21 protein-coding genes are annotated in these 18562 nt (G+C 70.2%); 9 read left to right on the top strand and 12 right to left on the bottom strand.

Annotated features, from left to right (window positions below; genetic code table 11):
* Window positions 1–42 precede the first annotated feature (42 nt).
* From QMG73_RS23490 to QMG73_RS23475, 4 genes are all read left to right on the top strand, one after another.
* Window positions 43–699: a TetR/AcrR family transcriptional regulator gene (locus QMG73_RS23490; RefSeq protein WP_281899044.1), complete on the top strand. Its 657-nt coding sequence runs from the start codon at window positions 43–45 to the stop codon at window positions 697–699.
* A gap of 82 nt (window positions 700–781) precedes the next feature.
* A complete protein-coding gene (locus tag QMG73_RS23485; RefSeq protein WP_281899042.1) occupies window positions 782–1489 on the top strand; it encodes an AfsR/SARP family transcriptional regulator in 708 nt (235 codons plus the stop codon).
* Window positions 1490–1682: 193 nt separating this feature from the next.
* Window positions 1683–2336: a hypothetical protein gene (locus QMG73_RS23480; RefSeq protein WP_281899041.1), complete on the top strand. Its 654-nt coding sequence runs from the start codon at window positions 1683–1685 to the stop codon at window positions 2334–2336.
* A gap of 13 nt (window positions 2337–2349) precedes the next feature.
* Window positions 2350–3147 carry a DUF7689 domain-containing protein gene (locus QMG73_RS23475; RefSeq protein WP_281899040.1) on the top strand — a complete coding sequence of 266 codons (798 nt, stop codon included), beginning with the start codon at window positions 2350–2352 and terminating at the stop codon, window positions 3145–3147.
* 57 nt (window positions 3148–3204) lie between these two features.
* Here QMG73_RS23475 and QMG73_RS23470 read toward each other — a convergent pair whose 3' ends face one another.
* Both QMG73_RS23470 and QMG73_RS23465 read right to left on the bottom strand, forming a co-directional pair.
* Complete coding sequence (locus QMG73_RS23470) at window positions 3205–4221, bottom strand: sensor histidine kinase (protein ID WP_281899038.1); 1017 nt, start codon at window positions 4219–4221, stop codon at window positions 3205–3207.
* Window position 4222: 1 nt separating this feature from the next.
* A complete protein-coding gene (locus QMG73_RS23465) occupies window positions 4223–4915 on the bottom strand; it encodes a response regulator transcription factor (protein WP_281899037.1) in 693 nt (230 codons plus the stop codon).
* A gap of 211 nt (window positions 4916–5126) precedes the next feature.
* On the opposite strand from QMG73_RS23465, the gene QMG73_RS23460 reads away from it, so the two are divergent.
* Complete coding sequence (locus QMG73_RS23460) at window positions 5127–8054, top strand: AfsR/SARP family transcriptional regulator (RefSeq protein WP_281899036.1); 2928 nt, start codon at window positions 5127–5129, stop codon at window positions 8052–8054.
* Here the strand turns inward: QMG73_RS23460 and QMG73_RS23455 are convergent.
* Complete coding sequence (locus QMG73_RS23455) at window positions 8024–8299, bottom strand: hypothetical protein (RefSeq protein WP_281899035.1); 276 nt, start codon at window positions 8297–8299, stop codon at window positions 8024–8026. The two genes, QMG73_RS23460 and QMG73_RS23455, sit on opposite strands and share 31 nt — an antisense overlap.
* Before the next feature lie 123 nt (window positions 8300–8422).
* Complete coding sequence (locus tag QMG73_RS23450) at window positions 8423–8929, bottom strand: hypothetical protein (protein WP_281899033.1); 507 nt, start codon at window positions 8927–8929, stop codon at window positions 8423–8425.
* A gap of 71 nt (window positions 8930–9000) precedes the next feature.
* Here QMG73_RS23450 and QMG73_RS23445 point away from each other — a divergent pair, with 71 nt between their 5' ends.
* Both QMG73_RS23445 and QMG73_RS23440 read left to right on the top strand, forming a co-directional pair.
* Complete coding sequence (locus tag QMG73_RS23445; protein WP_281899031.1) at window positions 9001–10011, top strand: ArsR/SmtB family transcription factor; 1011 nt, start codon at window positions 9001–9003, stop codon at window positions 10009–10011.
* A 203-nt stretch (window positions 10012–10214) separates the two neighbouring features.
* Entirely contained in the window at window positions 10215–11423 is a 1209-nt protein-coding gene (locus QMG73_RS23440; RefSeq protein ID WP_281899029.1) for an epoxide hydrolase family protein, read from the top strand.
* Here the strand turns inward: QMG73_RS23440 and QMG73_RS23435 are convergent.
* Together QMG73_RS23435 and QMG73_RS23430 are read right to left on the bottom strand one after the other, a co-directional pair.
* Window positions 11383–12030 carry a class I SAM-dependent methyltransferase gene (locus tag QMG73_RS23435; protein ID WP_281899027.1) on the bottom strand — a complete coding sequence of 216 codons (648 nt, stop codon included), beginning with the start codon at window positions 12028–12030 and terminating at the stop codon, window positions 11383–11385. The genes QMG73_RS23440 and QMG73_RS23435 overlap by 41 nt on opposite strands.
* 17 nt (window positions 12031–12047) lie before the next feature.
* Window positions 12048–12629 carry a hypothetical protein gene (locus tag QMG73_RS23430; RefSeq protein ID WP_281899025.1) on the bottom strand — a complete coding sequence of 194 codons (582 nt, stop codon included), beginning with the start codon at window positions 12627–12629 and terminating at the stop codon, window positions 12048–12050.
* Window positions 12630–12677: 48 nt separating this feature from the next.
* Between QMG73_RS23430 and QMG73_RS23425 the strand changes: the two genes are divergently transcribed.
* Window positions 12678–13010: a DUF1232 domain-containing protein gene (locus tag QMG73_RS23425; protein ID WP_281899023.1), complete on the top strand. Its 333-nt coding sequence runs from the start codon at window positions 12678–12680 to the stop codon at window positions 13008–13010.
* Window positions 13011–13308: 298 nt separating this feature from the next.
* Here the strand turns inward: QMG73_RS23425 and QMG73_RS23420 are convergent, their stop codons facing one another.
* The 6 genes from QMG73_RS23420 to QMG73_RS23395 form a co-directional block, all read right to left on the bottom strand.
* On the bottom strand, window positions 13309–13716 hold the full coding sequence (locus QMG73_RS23420; RefSeq protein ID WP_281899022.1) for a hypothetical protein: 408 nt from the start codon (window positions 13714–13716) through the stop codon (window positions 13309–13311).
* A gap of 281 nt (window positions 13717–13997) precedes the next feature.
* Window positions 13998–14582, bottom strand: coding sequence for a type VI secretion system tube protein Hcp (locus QMG73_RS23415; protein WP_281899020.1), 585 nt, complete (start codon window positions 14580–14582; stop codon window positions 13998–14000).
* A gap of 132 nt (window positions 14583–14714) precedes the next feature.
* The gene (locus QMG73_RS23410; protein WP_281899018.1) at window positions 14715–15179 is read right to left on the bottom strand and encodes a DUF1772 domain-containing protein; all 465 of its coding nucleotides are present in this window, start codon (window positions 15177–15179) and stop codon (window positions 14715–14717) included.
* Window positions 15180–15202: 23 nt separating this feature from the next.
* Window positions 15203–15589, bottom strand: a complete 387-nt coding sequence (locus tag QMG73_RS23405; RefSeq protein WP_281899016.1) for a DoxX family protein — start codon at window positions 15587–15589, stop codon at window positions 15203–15205.
* A 24-nt stretch (window positions 15590–15613) separates the two neighbouring features.
* Window positions 15614–16558: an NAD-dependent epimerase/dehydratase family protein gene (locus tag QMG73_RS23400; protein WP_281899014.1), complete on the bottom strand. Its 945-nt coding sequence runs from the start codon at window positions 16556–16558 to the stop codon at window positions 15614–15616.
* Window positions 16559–16857: 299 nt separating this feature from the next.
* A complete protein-coding gene (locus QMG73_RS23395) occupies window positions 16858–17583 on the bottom strand; it encodes a methyltransferase domain-containing protein (RefSeq protein WP_281899012.1) in 726 nt (241 codons plus the stop codon).
* 151 nt (window positions 17584–17734) lie between these two features.
* Between QMG73_RS23395 and QMG73_RS23390 the strand changes: the two genes are divergently transcribed.
* Entirely contained in the window at window positions 17735–18538 is an 804-nt protein-coding gene (locus QMG73_RS23390; RefSeq protein WP_281899010.1) for a YhjD/YihY/BrkB family envelope integrity protein, read from the top strand.
* The last annotated feature ends 24 nt before the right edge of the window (window positions 18539–18562 follow it).

Below are 18562 nucleotides of genomic sequence, written 5' to 3'. Positions count from 1 at the left end.
ATAGCCACTGTCTAGTGAATAGACTGATAGTGTGGCTATGTCATGGGCGATGTCAAGGACGGGAAACCGACACGGCGATACCGGTCCGCGGTACGCGAGGAGAGCGCGCGGCGTACCCGTCAAGCGGTCGTCGGCGCGGCGGCCGAGTTGTTCGTCGCGCGGGGATATGCCGGCACCTCGCTGGCGGACGTGGCGGTCGCCGCCGGCGTCGCGCGCCCGACCGTGTTCGCCGCGTTCGGGTCGAAGGCGGCGCTGTTACGGCAGGTTCTGGACGAGGCCCTGGCCGGCGACGACGAGCCGGTACCGGTCGCGCAGCGCCCCTGGTTCCGGCCGGTCCTGGAGGCCACCACCGGCGCCGCCGTGCTGGACGCCTACGCCGGGGTCTGCACCCTGATCAGCCACCGCGCGGCCCGCATCTTCGAGGTCGTCCGGCGGGCCGCCGACGACGCGCCCGAGGCGGCCGAGGTGTGGGAGGCATCGCAACGCAACCGCCGCATGGGTGCCCGGATGGTCGTCGAGCGGGTCGGCTCGCTCGGTCCGCTGCGCCAGGGCTCCGATGTGGAGCGCGCGATCGACGTTATGTGGATCTTCAACGACACGGCCCTTTACGACATGCTGGTGCTGAACCGCGGCTGGACCGAGGAAGAGTTCCGGGACTGGCTGTCCGCACGCATGCGAGACGCGCTGCTGGCCGACTGACTGTCGATCGGAGGATTGACAACGCGTTTTGCTTACTCACTGTCGCCTAATAAATACCCTTTGTGCGCAGACGTCGGGGGAGGTGACGGGGCTGGGCGCGCAGTTGTCGTTGCACCTGCTCGGTCCGTTCCGCGCCCGGCGCGGCGAGCACACAGCGCCGCTCCCCCGCAGCGCCGCTCGCGTGCTCGCCTATCTGGCCATCCACTCCGCCGCCAGCCGGCAACAGGTCTCCGGCGCGCTCTGGCCGGACGTGCCACAGTCGCGCGCCAGCTCGGATCTGCGTACCGCGTTGTGGCGGCTGCAGCGCGTCGCCGACGAGTTCGTCCTGGTCGGCGGGGAGACGCTGGCCATCTCCGAGCGGGTCGCGGTGGACGTGCAGCAGGTGGTCGACTGGGCGACCCGGACCGTCGCCGGCACCGGTGAGCTCCCGCCGCCCCGGGGCAGCGGCCGCGAGTTGCTGCCCGGCTGGGACGAGGAGTGGCTGGAGGACGCCCGGGAGCGGATCCGCCTGCTGACCGTACAGGCGTTCGAGTCCGTGGCCGAGCGGCTGCTCACCGCCGGGCGGCCGGCCGAGGCCCTGCCGCACCTGCTCCAGGTCACCGAGATCGACCCGCTCCGGGAGAGCGCGCAGCAGCTCATGGTCGAGCTGCACCTGCGCCAGCGCAACGTGCACGAGGCGCTGCGGCAGTACCGGCGGTACGAGCGCCTGGTGCGCCGCGACCTGGGTATCGAGCCGGGCGTCGGGCTGCGGTCGCTCTTGTCCCGGTACGCACCAAATCTTGTTGATTAAGTGACGCGTCGGTGACGTTCCTCCGATCCTGAAGATCCTCGCGTTCGCTGTCCGTGACGCCGCGGTGACGCACGCATCACGGGGCAGTCACGCTCCGGGGTCGGCTCGGCCACGGCGGACCGGCGGGTTCGAGGCGGTCCGGCTGGTTGTCTTCGGGCACGCCAGATCGGCGATCGAGAACGGAGATGGGGACATGACGACCTACCACCTGACCGTCAAGAACGAGTCGAACGAGGACTGGGACATCTTCACGTTCCAGAAGAACCCGATCCTCAACCTGAACAGCCCGGCGCTGGTCTCGCTGGCGTGGTTCACCAAGTACACGGCCGCGCACAGCCAGTGCAAGTTCAAGTGGGACCTGGAGTACAACTTCATGTGGTCGGAGACCGGGAACCTGACGCCCGGCGTGGTCTTCGACGCGAGCCAGTCGTTCTTGGCGGACCCGTTCGCCACGGGGCTGGCGACCGCCGCCAACGCCGGCGACCAGGCCGTCCTGAGCTACAACGCGGAGCAGGAGTACTTCGAGTTCAACAACGAAGGCCCGCTGGTGACCAACCCGTCGCCCGGGACGCTCTACATCGCCTGTGACTCCTCGGTGCCGAACGGCGTCGCCTCGGTCGGCATCGGCATGTCCAACGCCGGCACGTTCGCGCTGCCGGCGCTGACCAACATCACCGCCGAGTTCACGCCGGACCCGACGTATTACGTCGCCGCGAACGTGAGCATCCAGCAGGGCCAGGTGCTGGAGGAGGAGATCAGCAACGCCGTCGAGCTGCAGTTCGCCGGCGTCACCTCGCTCACCGCCACCTTCAACCCGGACCACACCTGGTCCGTCACCAAGTCCTGATCGGGGGCCGGCAATGACACGCAGGCCGAACCCGGGCGAATGGGCCCAGCTCAGCGGCGCCTTCCCGGGGCTCATCTGGAACGACGTCTGGATCACCGACGAGCCGACCCCGCAGTACAACTGCATCGGGTACTCGATGGGGGTACGGCAGTGGATCAACCCGCAGTCGCCGCTGGCCGCGTTCCAGCAGCAGTACGCCGCGCAGGGGTTCGCGGTGGCGCCCGCCAACACCGCCGTCATCGACGGCTGGGGCACCGGCGGCGGCGCCCAGATGACCCACGGCAGCCGCCAGTCCACCTCGATGCCGCAGACTGGACTGTGGGAGTCGAAGCTGGGCCAGTCGTTCCGCATCACGCACGGACGGAACCAGCTGACGGGTGCGCTCTACGGGACGGTGCTCACCCACTTCCGGCCGCGCGGCGGCGAGGTCGATGAGCCCGAGGAGGTGTCCGTGCCGTCGTACACCGACGACGAGCTGGGCCGGATCGCCGATCAGGCGGGCCGGGTGGATCCGGGCCTCAAGGCCGGCTTCGACGAGCGGCTGGCGGCCTGGAAGGCGACCTGGAGCCGGCAGGAGCTGGCGATGAGCCAGAGCACGTACGACTTCGCGACCGGTCCGGAGTTCGAGGCGGTCGTCGGGCTCGGTGACGGCATCGTCCCGCTGGTGGTGCAGGAGATGACCAAGCCGGACGGGTTCTTCCTGGTCCCGCTGCTGGAGGAGTTCACGGATCCGGTACCGCCGGAAACGCCCGTGGAGAGCGAGCAGTCGCGCGGACAGCGCGCGGTGCGGGCCTGGCTCGCCAGTCGTTGATCACATCCCCAACCGAGGCGCCGCGGCCGCCAGCCGCGGCGCCTCGCAGTGGCTGGGTCAGGCGGCGGGGAGGTGGACGACGAAGCGGCAGCCGCCGCTGATGTTCTGCACGGCGACCTGCCCGCCGTGGGCCTCGACCAGGCCACGCACGATGGCGAGGCCGAGACCGCCGACGGCGGCGTCACCCGCGGCGCCCGGCGTGCGCGCTCGCTCGCCGCGGAACGCCACGTCGAAGACGCGCGGCAGGTCGGCCTCGGAGATACCGCCGCACGTATCGGCCACCTCCAGCCAGGCCCGGTCACGGTCGCGGCCCGCCCGGACCCGCACGGTGCCGTCCTCAGGCGTGTACCGGACCGCGTTGACGAGCAGGTTTCCGACCACTCTGGACAGTTCGCGCTCGCTGGCCGCGACGACGGGCCAGTCGGAGCCGGCCGCGACCACCTGGATCCGCCGGGCCTGCGCGATGGGCGCCGCCGACGCCACCGCGTCGGAGACCACGTCGCCGAGCGGCACCGCCGACAGCGACAGGTGCAGGGCGCCCGCGTTGATGCGGGACAGCTCGAAGAGGTCGTCGACGAGCCGGGTCATCCGGTCGGTCTCGGCGCGGATGCGACGGTGGTACTCGGCCACCGTCGCCGGGTCGTCGACCACGCGGTCTTCGAGCGCCTCGGCCATCGCGCGCAGGCCCGCCAGCGGGGTGCGCAGGTCGTGAGAGACCCAGGCCACGAGGTCGCGGCGGCCCTTCTCCATCTGCCGTTCCCGCTCCCGGGCCTGATCGGCCCAGACCGCGGCGGCGGCCAGCCGGCTGCCGAAGAACCATCCCACCGCCAGGCTGACGGCGGTGGCGGCGGAGACGGTGACCAGCACGACCTGGAGGTCGTGCTGGGACAGGAACATCGCCTTGGCGATCACGACGACGCCGGCGGTGACGCTGCCCACGGTGATGGCGACGAGGACGCAGATGTGGGCGAGGATCGAGGCGCGGCGCAGGGCGCGCAGGGTGGCGGCGCCGAGCACACCGACGACCAGCGCCCCGCCGAGCGCGGCCAGGAAGATCAGCAGCAGGTCGCGCACCTCAGGTCGCCATCTCGTACCGGTAGCCGACGCCCCACACGGTGACGATGCGCCGCGGCGTGGCCGGATCGTCTTCGAGCTTCTCGCGCAGCCGCCGGACGTGGACGGTGACGGTGGACTGGTCGCCGAAGTCCCAGCCCCACACGCGTTCGAGCAGTTCGGCGCGGCGGAAGGCCCGTGACGGGTTGCGCATGAAGAAGGCGAGCAGGTCGAACTCCCGGACCGTCAACGTCAGCTCCACGCCGCGGAGCCTGGCCAGCCGCCGACCGGTGTCGAGCACCAGGTCGCCGTCGACCAGCATGGGTGCGGCAGCCGGCGCGGGCTCGGCACCGGCCCGCCGCAGCACGGACCGCACGCGCAGCACCAGCTCGCGCGGTGAGAACGGCTTGGCCAGGTAGTCGTCGGCGCCGAGCTCCAGGCCGAGTACCCGATCCGCCTCGTCGCCGAGGGCGGTGAGCATCACGATCGGGATCTGGTGGGGCCGCGCGCGCAGCCGGCGGCACACCTCCAGGCCGTCGATGCCCGGCAGCATGAGGTCGAGCACGACCAGGTCGGGCGCGTCGCGGTCGGCGACCGCCAGCGCCGCGGCGCCGTCGGCCACCATGCCGACCTCGAAGCCGGCCAGCCGCAGGTACCGGCAGACGACGTCGCTGACCGTCGGGTCGTCGTCGACCACGAGAATCCGCTGCCCCACATGCCACACGCTACTGGCGGCGCTGACGGCGCGAGGTTGATCATGTCTTTCGGTTCCCTTACGGCGCGGCGGCGGTCAGGCCAGGCACGCGACCGGACGCTCACGCTCCGTAATGGGCGTGAAAGGTTTGTGAAAGCGCAGACTCCTATGGTGGCGAGTCGTCCGAGGTGGGAGCCGGACCGCGAAGACAACTACCGCCCAAGGGGGGCCAGTGGCGGCTGTCATCCAATTCCGAATTCTTGGGGACCTGGAGGTCCGGCGGGACGGCGTGCTCGTCGCCATCTCCGCGACGAAGATCCGCATCATCCTGGCTTCGCTGTTGCTGCGCGCGGGCCGCGTCGTGCCGGTGAGCACCCTCGCCGACCGGCTGTGGGACAACGACCCGCCCGCCGACGCGCGAGCGGCCCTCCAGACGTACGTCGCGAGGCTGCGCCGGCTGCTCGGCGCCGACGCCGAGATCCGCAGTCGCAGCGGCGGGTACGTCATCGAGACGCCGCCACGCTCCTGTGACCTGCACGAGTTCGACGAACGGCTGGAGACCGCCCGGACGGCGCTGGACCGCGGCGACCGGGCGGACGCGCTGGAGTCGTTGCGGGCGGCGACCCGGCTGTGGCGCGGCCCGATCCTGTTCGACGTGGATTCGGCGCCCCTGCATCGCGACGAGGTGCCGCGGCTGCAGGAGCGGTGCCTGGTGGCGGCCGAGCGCCGGTTCGCGCTGGAGTTGGAGCTCGGGCATCACCGGGCCGTGGCCGAGGAGCTGCGCGCGCTCTCCGCGACGTACCCGTTCCAGGAAGGGCTGCGCACGTACCTGATGCAGGCGCTCTACCGGTCGGGGCGGCAGGCCGAGGCGCTGGAGGTCTACCGGGACGTCGCGGCGCTGCTGCGCGGCGAGCTCGGCGTCGAACCCGGAGCCGAGCTGCGCGGCCTCCACCAGGCGATCCTGCTCGGCGAGGCGACGGGCGAGGACACCCGCGACGGCGTGCCACCAAGCCTGCCCGCGCTCTGCCAGCTGCCGCCGGCGATCGGGGACTTCGTCGGCCGGACGGTCGAGGTGGCAAGGATCGCCCGCTCGCTGGCGTGCGACAAGGAGCGGGCCACGGTACCGATCGTCGTGGTGAGCGGAGTGGCCGGCGTGGGCAAGTCCGCGCTGGCGGTACACGTCGCGCACCGCGTGCGGCACCGGTTCCCGGACGGCCAGCTCCATGTCAACCTGGGCGGCGGCGGCCCGGCGCCGCGCGACGTTTCCGAGGTCCTGAGCGAGCTGCTGTACGCGCTGGGGCTGCACCCGGCCGCTCAGCCACGCTCCACGGAGGCGCGGGCGGCGACGTTCCGCGCGCGGGTGGCCGACCGCCGGATCCTGATCGTGCTCGACGACGCCGCCGACGCCAGGCAGGTGGTGCCGCTGCTACCGGGCACGGCCGGCTCGGCTGTCCTGGTCACCAGCAGGCGGTCGCTGGAAGAGCTGCCGTCGGCCGATTGGCACCGCCTGCAGCCGTTCTCGGTCGCGGAGGGTGTCTCGCTGCTGAGCCGGATCCTGGATCCCGGCCGCGTCGCGGGCGAGCGGCCGGTCGCCGAGGAGCTGGTGGACCTGTGCGGCCGCCTCCCGCTCGCCCTGCGCATCATCGGCGCGCGGCTCCAGCCACGGCCGACCGTCCAGCTGCGCACGCTGGCGGATCGGCTGCACGACGAGCACCGGCGCCTCGACGAGCTGGCGGTGGGCGACCTGGCGGTCCGATCGGAGCTGGCCGTCAGCTACGGCGGGCTGGCCGCGCCCATCCAGCTCGCGGTGCGCCGGATGGGCCTGCTGCCGGCCGAGTCCTTCGCCGCCTGGACGCTCGGCGCCCTCACCGACGGCGGCGACGGCGAACGGGCCGTCGAACAGCTCATGACCGCCGGACTGCTGGAACCGGTCGGCGTCGACCTGACCGGCCAGCTCCGGTACCGGCCGCACGACCTGGTCGCGCTGTTCGCCCGCGAACTGGCCAGCCGCGACGACGAGGAGGCGACCCGGACCGCGTACCGGCGGCTGCTGGACACGTTTCTGCTGGCGGCGCACAGCGTGCACCTCCGGGTGGTCCGGAAGGACGGGCTGCCGCCCGACCCGCTGCCGGAGGGCCTCGCCGCCGGACCCGTCGACGTCGCCGAGCTCACCGCCGACCCGGGCGCGTGGCTGCACACCGAGCGGAGCCAGCTCCTGTACGCCATCACGCAGGCGTGCCGGCTCGGCTGTTACGACAAGGCGGCGCTGCTGGCCGACATGATCATCCCGCCGCTGTCGATCCGCGGCGGGTACGAGCAGATCGTCCGCGTCCGCGCCGTCATCCGGGACGCCGCCCGCGCGGCCGGGGACGAGCGGGTCGCCAGCCGGCAGGCGAGCAGCCGGGCGGACGTCCTGCTCTCGCTGCGCCTCGACGAGGCCGCCGCGGAGTTCGAGGAGTCCGTGGCGGTGTTCCGCCGCCTGGGAATGAACAGCGAACTCGTGCAGAGCCTCACCGGGCTCGCGTTCGCCCGGATGTTCCAGGGGCAGCCGGCGCACACGTACGCCGAGGACGCGACCCGGATCGCGTACATGACCGGCGATCCGGAGGACATCGTGCTCGCGCTGCGCACGCACGCCGACTCGCTGGTCCTGCGGGACCGGCCCGCGGAGGCGCTGCCGCTGCTGGAGGAGGCGCTGGGCCACGCGAACGAGCTGTCGAACCCCGACGACATCCGGGCCATGCTGGTCCGCGTCCTGGACTGCGCGATCTCGCTCGGCAAGCTGGACCTGGCCGAGGCGACGTACGCGCGGGCGCTGGAGGTGACCGACGCGGCCAGCAACGCGCACGGCGTCGGCTGGCTGCTGGTACACCACAGCCGGTTGCAGTGCGCGAACGGCGACGTGCCGGCCGCCATGGCGGAGGCGCGCGAGGCGCTCCGGCTCATGGTCGAGGTGGGCGACCCCCGAGGGGTGTTTCTCGCGAACATGCGGCTCGCGGAAGCGCTACTGGCGGGCGGCGACTCACCGGGAGCCGCCGCTCACCTCCACACTCTACTGTCCACATCGGACGCAGCGTGCGTGCCGCTACTCAGAGCCAAAGCCGAGGCCGTACTCGCGCAAGCCACCGCTCACCAGCAGGGCGAACTCCAGGACGCGTAAGCGGTGCCGTACTCGTTGGAAACCGCCACGCCCGCCCAGGACTCGGTGCCGAACACGCACGTGTTGGACATGGAGGTCTGATTGTCGTACGCGGGCAGCGGACCGTACTGGCCGTCCCAATGGATCTGCACGGGCGTCGGCGACGAGTAGCTCAGCAGGCACCCGTACCAACCCGAGCTCTGGAAACAGTAGAACGACGTGATGACGGGCGCGCTCGACGCGGCAGCGGCCCCGCTCGGTGCCACCACGGCACCGGCAATAGTTAGAGCAAGAGCAACACCCAGATGTGCCAACAGCCGCCGGGCCCGCAGGGTCATCACGCCTCCCAGGATTGAAAGCTTTAAATGCTCGCGCCCGGATGGTATCGCCTACGTGGGGGTGACGGTGGGGCTCGTCGAGGCGGGCTCGAGCCAAAACACGTGCAGTCGAGACGGTTCGTCCCGGTCGGCGACGCATCGGAATTCGGCCCCGGGCGTGCCGATCCGACCGGCCTCGACCGCGTTCACCTCGTCCCGGAAGTCCACCTCGTAGGGCGTACCGTCCAGGGGACGCACCCGCAGCTTGAAGTCGAAAGTGTCGACGCCCTTGCTGGTGGATCTGTTGGGATCCGAGACGGACAGCACGGTGGCGCCGCACGGCCGGCCGGCACGGATCTCGCGGTCTGTCAGCGGATCCATGCCATCGGTCTCGATGTCGAGTCCGAGCATGATGCCGGCAACTCCGCAGAACAGCACCACGAACATGGGCGCCGGAGCGAACTGGTGCAACGCGGTCCTGCGGCCGGGCGGCAGCGCGATGAGCCACCTGAAGTACAGCACGAGGCCCACGATGGTGCCGAGCACCACAGCGCCCAGCAGAACGAAGTACAGGATCACTCGGTGCCCTCTCGATCGGCCATCAGCGTACGTCAAATGATCAAGGCGGACGCGGCACGTAGGATCGGGGCGTGATCCGGCTGCGGATGGGTGTGGCCGATGTGGCGAGGGTGCGGTTTGCGCTCTCGCCACTCGCTGAGGTGATCGAGAGCCTGTACCGGCTGTCGTCGCGACGGGTGTCCTCGCTGCACCAGGGCTGGCTGGAGGCCACCCGCGACGGTCTGCGCGGCGTCGACATGGCGCTGCTGACCGCCGTGGTGCCAGCGGGCGCGTACGTGGCCGACTTCCTCTTCGCGGCGGCCAGCGACCCCGGCGGCATCGACGCGCAGCTGCGGCTGGTCGCCGAGACGCCGGCGGACCGGGTACGCGCCGACGTGGAAGCGGTGTGGGGGCCGGAGCCCGTGCCGCCGCCCGCACGGGAGTTGCTCGCCGAGGGGGCGGCGGGAGCCCGGCGGTTGGCCGACACGCTGTGGCGGTACTGGTCCGCGGCGCTCGAACCCCACTGGCGCGAGATCCGCTCGGTACTGGAGGACGACCTGGCCTGGCGGGCCGGCCGGCTGACCGGCGGCGGTGTCGACTCGCTGCTGTCGACCCTGCACCCGGAGATCAGCGTGCGCGACGAGGTACTCCAGATCGACAAGCCCCGGCACTCCGTGGAGCACGACCTGGCCGGTGACGGGCTGCTGTTGATGCCGTCCGTGTTCGCCTGGCCGGGTCTCGTGGTCGACAAGGCGCCCGATCGGCCCGCGAGCCTCCTCTACGCCTGCCGCGGCATCGGCACGCTGTGGGGAGGCGCCTCCCAGGACACCGCTGGCGACGACGCGCTGGGCGCGCTGCTCGGGCACAGCCGCGCGGCGATCCTGAGCCGACTGGAGTTGCCCAAGTCGACCACCGAACTGGCCCGCGAACTCGGGCAGAGCATGCCGTCGGTCAGCTTCCACCTGTCGGTGCTGCGCCGCAGCGGCCTGGTGACATCGTGGCGATCCGGGCGTCGCGTGCTGTACCGGCGCACACCGCTGGCCAGTGGGTTGGTCGCGGCCGGTGGCCCGGAGACCGCCCACGGCTCTGCCGTGCCTGGCTGAACTGGATTCCAGCACCCTCGAATCGTTGGCCCCCGACGGGCGGTTTGCGACCGTGATGCCACGCGAGAGCGAAACCCGGCAGCGGAGCCCAACAAGGGGAAGGCGGGAACGTGGGTAAGGAGACAAGGCGTGGCCTGACGCGTCGCAGCGTCCTGGGAACAGCCGCTACGGTGGGGGCGGCCGCGGCACCGTTCGGAGTGGCGATGGGCACGGCATCACCCGCATCGGCGGAGCCGGCACTGGTGGAATCCGGTATCGAGCTTCCGGCGGCCACGACCGAGGTGGCATCGTTCCGGCTGTCCGTGCCGGACAGCAGCCTGCGGGACCTCCAGCGGCGCCTGGCGGCGACCCGGCTGCCGGAGCGCGAGACCGTCCAAGATGGATCGCAGGGCGTCCAGCTCGACCGGATGCGCGGCCTGCTGGACTGGTGGCGCACGAAGTACGACTGGCGGCGGCTGGAAGCGCGACTGAACGGGTTCGGGCAGTTCCGCACGCAGATCGACGGGCTGGGAATCCACTTCCTGCACGTACGCTCCCGGCACAGCAACGCGATACCGGTGGTGTTGACGCACGGATGGCCGGGTTCGGTGGTGGAGTTCCTCGACGTCATCAAGCCGTTGACGGACCCCACGGCGTTCGGCGGAAGCGCCGCTGACGCGTTCCACGTCGTCGTACCGTCCATGCCGGGCTTCGGGTTCTCCGACAAGCCGACCACGACGGGCTGGAACGTCGAACGCATCGCGAAAGCCTGGGCGCAGCTCATGACCCGCCTCGGCTACCGCCGCTGGCTCGCACAGGGTGGCGACTTCGGCGGCTCCGTGACCCACGAGCTCGCCAAGCTCGGACCGGCCGGGCTCGCCGGAATCCACCTCAACTTCTTCCCCGTGTTCCAGCCGCCGGTCGGCGACCCGCCGACGCCGGAGGAGCAGGAGGCGGTAGCGAAGCTCCAGCGGTTCTTCAACGACGGGGCCGGATTCGTGTACCAGCAGTCCACCCGCCCCCAGACGGTGGGCTACGGGCTGACCGACTCCCCCGCGGGCCAGGCGGCGTGGATTCTGGAGAAGTTCGTCGAGTGGACCGACAGCGGCGGCCGGCCCGAACAGGTCCTGGGCATGGACCGGATGCTCGACGACATCATGCTGTACTGGCTCCCCGCCACCGCCGCCTCCACCGCGCGGATCTACTGGGAAGACGCGCGAGCCGCCGCCACCGGCGACGAGTTCGCCGTTCCGGTCGGGTTCACGGTCTTTCCCCGCGAAATCGTGCCCACGCCGAGAGTCTGGGCCGAACGCGTCTACAAGTCCCAACTGATCTACTTCAACAAGGTCGATCGCGGCGGCCACTTCGCGGCTTTCGAGCAGCCCGAAATCTTCACCGAAGAGTTGCGGCGCTTCGCTCGCCTGCTCCGCTGAACCCATCCGCCGCGACCGCCGCGATGGCGGCAAACGGCCGAAGACCGCCTTCGCTGGGCCGTTGCAGGCGTTCGACCTCCGTGAAACCGGCTCGGCTGAGTCGCTCGGAGAACTCCTCGACGGGCCAGCGATAGGCGGTCACCACCTTGTGGTCGAAGGCGGCCACCTCGTCACCCACGAAGATGGCGGCCACCAGCGCCCCGCCCGGTGCCATCGCGCGCCGGAACTCGGCGAGCACGCCATCGAGGTCCCGCGGCGGCAGGTGGATCAGCGAACCCCACGCCAGGATGCCGGCCACGGAGTGGTCGGCGACGTCAAGGCTTTCGAACGACCCGAGGCGGAACTCCACGCTCGGATGGGACGCCCGCGCGTAGGCGATGAACTCGGGGACCATGTCGATCCCCTTCGCGTCGACGCCCAGCGAATGAAGGTAACCGGTGATCTGGCCGGGCCCGCACCCCAGATCGAGTACCGTCCCGGGCCGGCTCGCCAGATGCTTCCCGATGAAGGCGAGGTCGTCGGCGTGCACCTGCTGGCTGGTACCGAACAGCTCGATGTAGAGCTCCGCCTTCGACGAGTACGCCTGCTGGACCGTCTCCATGTTCACCGCCGGAACTATAGGCGCTAGCCCAGGTCGAGCCGATCCAGGTCGAGGGCGAGGCTCACCTCGTCGGGTGGCCGCCCGGCATCGCGCTGGTTGCTGATCACCCACTCAGGCACGTCGCCAAGGCCGCCGACCGGGACGCCGTAGCGCTCGCGCAGCATCCGCTCCACGGTGTCGAGCGCCGCCGCCTCGTTCGACCAGTAGGAGTCCGACCAGTACGAGTCCGGCAGGGCGAGGCGCACGATCTCGGCGCATTCGGCACGCACGCCGCGCATGTCGACGAAGACGCGGCCGCTGCAGGCGATCTCGGCGTACGCCCACAGGTCGCCGTCGTAGGCGGTGTCGAGCAGATAGCCGGGCAGCGAATCGAGGGTTCCTCGAACCGCGGCGTAGATGCCGCAGCGGCAGCCGGGTGCCGGCGCGGGGTGACCTTCGTGGCAGGCGGCGACGCTGCCGACGTCGGGCCAGGCCGGCGGGTCGGGGTCGTGGTACATCGGCGAGGAGAGCAGAACATCCGCATCGGACACGCGCACCCGAAACAGCCGCCAGGCGCGCAGGGGCGAGTGCGGCGAGTAGTGCAGTTCGCGCTCCTCGATGAGCATCGAAACAGATGATAAGCGGGTTTCGTTGGCTTCGGTTACGGTGGCGGCATGTCGCGCGAGGCCTGGATCGCGGTCGGTGTACTCGGTGCGGTCGTCGCGGTGGCCGCGCTCATCGGCGCCATCGTGCTGGCCGTACGGGTGTGGCGCACCCGCAAGCTGCTCGGGGAGTTGGGTGCCGGCGGCAAGGTGGCGTTCTACGGCGCGCTCGCCTACACGATCCTGCCCGTCGACCTGCTGCCCGATCCGATCTACCTGGACGACATGGGCATCCTGGCCGGGTCGCTCCTCTACCTGACGCACCTGGTACGCCGTCAGCGCGCGGCACGGTCCGTTTCGCGCGGCCGGGTCGACACGCGGGGGTCGTGGGACGGCGGCGGGTGAGGCCGCGGGAGCGGCGGTCTTGCGCGCGGCGGGCGTCGCGGTAGCTCGGAATCGCTTTGTTCTGTTCCCGATCAAGGGCGAACGCACGTGGTTGGATCTCTTTTCCGCGTGCGTCCGCCCCCAGGCCGGCCCGGCACGGCGTGTCGCCACGCCGCTTCCGCCGATCAAGGGCGAACGCACGTGGTTGGATCTCTTTTCCGCGTGCATTTGCCCTTGATCGATGCGAATGGCCTTGATCGGCGCGCAGGGCGCGCCGCGCACCGCGCGGGCGGCCGCGGACGGCGCGGCCCGGACGGTGCTAGCGCTCGGTGACGTTGACGACCATGTCGTAGATGGCGCCGCGGCCGTCGAGCGACAGCGTGAGGTTCCCGAGGATGTTGCAGGTGACCGTGTCGGTGTCGATTGTCTGCCGGGTGAGGTCCTGCTCGTAGAGGGTCACGTCGATGCTGCCGACGAAGTCCTCGTCGGGCTGGCCGAGCGAGGCGTTGCGCAGCCAGTTGTCGGGCATGTCCCAGGGGCCGTAGATGTCGTCTCCGAGCCCGATCTTGATTTCGTCGTTGCCGTCGTTGTCGTTCAGTTCCCAGGACGTGAGGCTGACGACCTCCAGGTTGCACACGTGGTTTGCCTGGGCCGGCGCGGCCGTGACCGCCACCGCGCCCGCGGTCAGGGCGAACGCGAGCGCGGCGGCGCGGGTCAGGTATCTCATGGGGATTCCTCCATGGTGCTGGTCGCCCGAGTTGGCGACGTGCGGGAGGTTTCCACAGGGATCTCTGGGTGGCGTCAGCGTCGTCTCAGTGCGCGTCTTGGCGTATCCGTTCGCCGCGTCCAACCGCACGCCGAAGCAACGACATTGGGTCACGATGGCCCCTCCCCCACAGTGCACGAGCAGGAGGAAGGTATAGCCGTCAATTCCTAGGCGTCACAACGCAAGATCAGCGCCGTGCGCCGAATGTCCCGAAATTGTTGCGTCATTCTGCAAGCGATCCATCACACCACGGTGTATTGGCTCTGGCTGACCACCGTGCCGTTGCGCAGGAACTTCCAGGTGATCTGCCGGAAGGCGAAGAAGAACTCGACCTGGCCGTCGGCACCGATCGCGACCTGCGTGACGACCGCGTCGGCGAGATCGACCCCGAGGTACGCCGTTGCCGCGCACCGCTTGGCGTCGGTGCACAGCGTCAGCGCGACGGTGCGCAGGTGCCGGCCGGTGGTGACATTGCGGAACAGCACCGGGTATCCCGCGTCCAGCACCCCGGTCACCTGCAGGTCGGCCACCTGCGGTTTGCCGGCACCGCCACCGCCGGCCGCGACCGGCGCCTTGACCAGGTCGGAGAAGCCGACCACGTCGATGCCACCGGCGATCGCGGTGCCCTCACCCGTGACGCCGTCGAGCACGATCCCGCCCAGCACCACTCCGGCGGCCGGCACCGCCAGCGCGGCCGGGACCGGCGCGGCCGCGGGCAGGCCCGCTTTGGAAGCGTTCGCCGCCTGTACCCCGCCAACGGCCAGCCCGGCCGCCAACACGACCACCGCGGACACCAGCACACCGCGGTTGCCTATCCGTCCACTCACGCTCATCTCCGCATCCCTCCGGGCACCTGGCCGTCCATGCGAGGGCGGCCAACTCCCATACGACGATGCGGCGCCCCCGGGTCACCGCCAGCCGCGGATTTCTTACTGTCGGCTTCGCGACGCGGAACGTGCCTATCGGTTGCGGGCGGGGCGCAGGGCCGCCAAGCCGAGCGCCACGAACGCGACGGACGCGGCCACCGTCCGCAACGCGTGAGCGGTCTGCCAGCGGTCGCGCACGTCGGCCCAGTCGGACGGCGGCGACTGCACGTCCCAGCCGAGCTGGTCGGAGTTGATCGGAAGGTTGACCACGATGGTGATTCCGAAGACGAAGACCAGCAGGGCCAGCGCACCCACGGTCCACCATCTCGTGTTCGTGCGGAACGTCCGGAAAACCAGCACCACTGTGGCTATCAACGCCGGCAGCAACGTGGCGATGGCGAGCTTGTCGAGCGAGTCGAGCTCCACCAACCGGACCTGGGTGTAGACAGCGCCGTCGAAGCTTCGCAACGACAGCTCCAGAACCAGGACCGCGGTGAGGAACCCCGCGAACAGTCCCGCGAACAGAAGCGCGACGGAATGCGCGTACCTGGTCAGCACAATGCTCCCTTGTGGTCGGTGGGTCAGCCGGTGAAGGACTCGGGGCCAAATCGGCCCCAGGCCACGAAGACGGCCAGCGCGAGATAGAACAGGTCCAGCACGACGGCGGCTTTCTCACCACGGCGCAGGCGCATGACCACCGCGCCGGTGAACAGCAACGCCACACAGGTGGCTGTCACCGGCACCAGGACCGGCGCGATGTCGAGCACGGCCGGCAGGATCAGGCCAGCCGCGGCGAGCAGTTCCAGGGCGCCGATAGCCTTCAGGGCACCCGGGCTGAAGTCGAGGACCCACTGCGCGGCGGTGCCGCCCACGGCGGCGATCTTCTCTCTGGGCACGAACATCTTGGACGTACTGATCAGCAGGACAGTGGCCAGCAACCCGGCGACGATCCACAGTGCAGTGTTCACGAGCGTTTCCTTTCAAGCCGAGGATCAGCGCATTCCGTCCGTGAAACCCATGCGCCAGCTAGGGAACCGCGGTGCCCAGCCCAGATCGCGCCGGATCTTCTCGCTGGAGATGCCGCGAGCCCGGAGCATCATGTCCACCGCGGCCTTGCCGCCCACCAGGCCGGCGAGCCAGGCCGGTACGCGACGGGGCGGCTTGGCGCCGAGCGCGCGGGCCAGGTGCGGCAGCCAGTCGCTCACCAGCGCCGGCTCGGCGTCCGCCACGTGATAGATCCCGGGCTTTCCGCGCTCGATGGCGGCGACCGTCGCCGATGCCGCATCGGCGATGTGCACCAGTGACCACACGCCAGTACCCTTGCCGACAATGGGAAACTTCCGCTGGCGGATCTGCGCGGAGGTCACGGCGTCCGAGGCGGCGCTGACGCCGGTACCGGGACCGTAGAAGCTGCCGTAGCGAAGCACGATGCCGTCGGCCCAACTGATGCCCGTCACCACCCTCTCCAGATGGCGCAGGGCGGCCACGGTCTGCTCGGCGTCCGCGGGCGGCCTCGGCTCAAGCCGGCTGTTCTCGTCGACGATCGGTCCGCCGGCACGCTCCATCCAGAGCGAGTTGCTCTGCGCCACGAACCTGCGTGCGCCGGCGGCGCGGGCGGCGGCCACGAGGTTGTCGGTGCCGTCGACGCGCAGCCGGTTGGTGGCGGCCAGCATCTGCTTGGCGCTTCGCAGGTCCATCGGTCCGCTCAGCGCGGTCAGCTGATGCACGACCACCTCGGGCTCGGCCCTGGCGACCGCGTCGACCACCGAGCGCCGGTCGAGCGCGTCGACGATGACCGGTTCGGCGCCCAGCGCCCGCAGGCGCGCGGTCTTGTCAGCCGACCGCGTCGTGCCGACGACCTCGTGACCGCGCGCCACGAGCTGGGAAACGATCTCGCTGCCGATCGCGCCGGAGGCACCGGCGAGGAAAATCTTCATGACGTCTCCGTCTGTTCGCGCATGTCATGGAGACGAGTCGCTCCGGGCCCCGCGTGACATGTCGTTGTCCACGTCACTATGTGGGCCGGGCGGGCTCGCGCTGCTGGAGACCATCGTCAGCGCGCCCAGACGTTCCGATCAACGGCGAAGATCGCAGCGCAGCGATTACCCAGGCTTATGGTTCCTGCTCGTCCGGCCGGTCTCCGGTCCGTACAGGCCGAGCGCTCGGGCGACGGCATACCAAACGAAGGCGAGCAGATGCAGTAGGAAGTCTACGATCGTTGTCTTCTTCGGTGCGGTCATCTGGTGCCGAGCCTTCCGTCGAGGATCAGGCCGAAGGACGTCAGCGGCCATGTCCACTGCACCGGGCGCAGGAAAGCGCGGTTGAAAGCCGTCACCGCGGGAGCCGCCCACGCCGGCATCCGCCCGTAGAACAGGTGCGGGTCGTAGTAGTACGGCCGGATCGTCGTGTCGCGCAAGGGAACCCGGCTGGCCAGCGTGGCGAGCGTGCGGTACGAGTACACGTGCAGATGATCGGGGTGGTTGTTTTCTCGTTTCAGCAGAGCCAGCAGTGCGTTCACCGCCGATGTGGTGTTCGGCGTGGTGGCCACGAACTCCACACCGGGCGTCTGACTGGCAAGGCTCGAAAGCCAGCCAAGCGTGTGCTGCGTGTGTTCGATCAGCTCGCCGGCCACGATCAGGTCGGGCCGGAAGTCCGCGACCACCGCCGATAGGTCGTCGACCGAGCCGTAGACGATGCGGGTGCCGACCGGCGTGTCGATGTGGCCTTTCTCGCGCAGTTGCGGAGCCGCGTCGACGCCCAGCACGTCGGAGGCGACGTCGGCGATCTGCGCGTGCAGCCACCGCCACGAACGGTGCTGACTCTTGACGATCTCGGTCTCGTCGTACGCGCCGAGGTCCAGGACCCGCCGGCCAGCAGATCTGGCACGGATGTAGTCATAGCGATCGACCGGCCTCGACACCGGCAGTTTCGCCAGCGGGCTTGGGTCCAAAACGATCGGCATACCTCTCCAAACATCAGTGTTCCGAGGGACCTACGCGACGGCGCGGTCAAGAGGTACACGCGCGACCACTCGGACCGGTTCCAACCAGAATTCCGCCGAGTGGCCAGTTGCCCGGGAGTAGGGCCGTGCTCGGTAGGGAAATGGGACGGCGATGATCCGGCAGCTGTGGGAAATCGTCGGCACCGCCGGACGGCGGTTGCGCCGGCGTGACGTTTCACTGCACGCCGCCGCGATCACGTTCTACGCGGCGATCGCCGTAGTCCCGGTCATGCTGCTGACCATCTGGATGGCGGGTCTGCTCGGCGGAGCGGACCGGCTGCGACGGCTCGGCATGACCGCCGTCGAGTCGCTGCCTGGCGAGATCGGCGCCGACCGGGCCATGGCCGCGGTGCTGCACGCCGGCCTGGACCTCACGCCCGCGTCCGCCCTGGCCGCGCTCCTGCCAGCCACCTTCTACGGCGAGGGGCTCCGCCGCGCGTTCGTATCGCTGACCGACCCCGCCGCCCCGCAACGGCTCGTCGGCTGGCGGGGACGGTTGCGGCTGCTGCCCCTGCTGGGGCTCGCTCCGGCGCTCCTTCTAGCCGTACTCGGCACGCTCCCACTCACTACCCACCTCGTCGAAAACGGCGGCTGGTCGGCCGTACTCGGGATCGTGCTCTCGTTCCTGGTCTGCTGGCTCGCGCTCAGCCCGGTGCTGTTCTGGGTCTACCGAGTGATCGGCCCGGGCCGGCCCGGCGGGCTGGCGACCGCGGTGGCCGGCTCATTCACGGCCGCGAACATCTCCGGATTCCTCCACGGGCTCGTGCTGTTCACGTCGCTTCCCTTGCCGCTCGGAGCGCCGTTCGGCGGCTTCGATCCCGTCGGAGCGGTGGTCGCGATGCTGCTCTGGCTGTACCTGTTCCACGTGATCGTGCTGGTCGGCTACGTCACCACCCTGGCCGCCGATGACACCTGACCCGAGACCGGCGCCCTCATGGCC

Origin of the sequence: Phytohabitans aurantiacus, assembly GCF_027923225.1 — a bacterium.
Lineage (GTDB): Bacteria > Actinomycetota > Actinomycetes > Mycobacteriales > Micromonosporaceae > Phytohabitans > Phytohabitans aurantiacus.
This window is presented reverse-complemented; position numbering and strand designations above follow the sequence as displayed.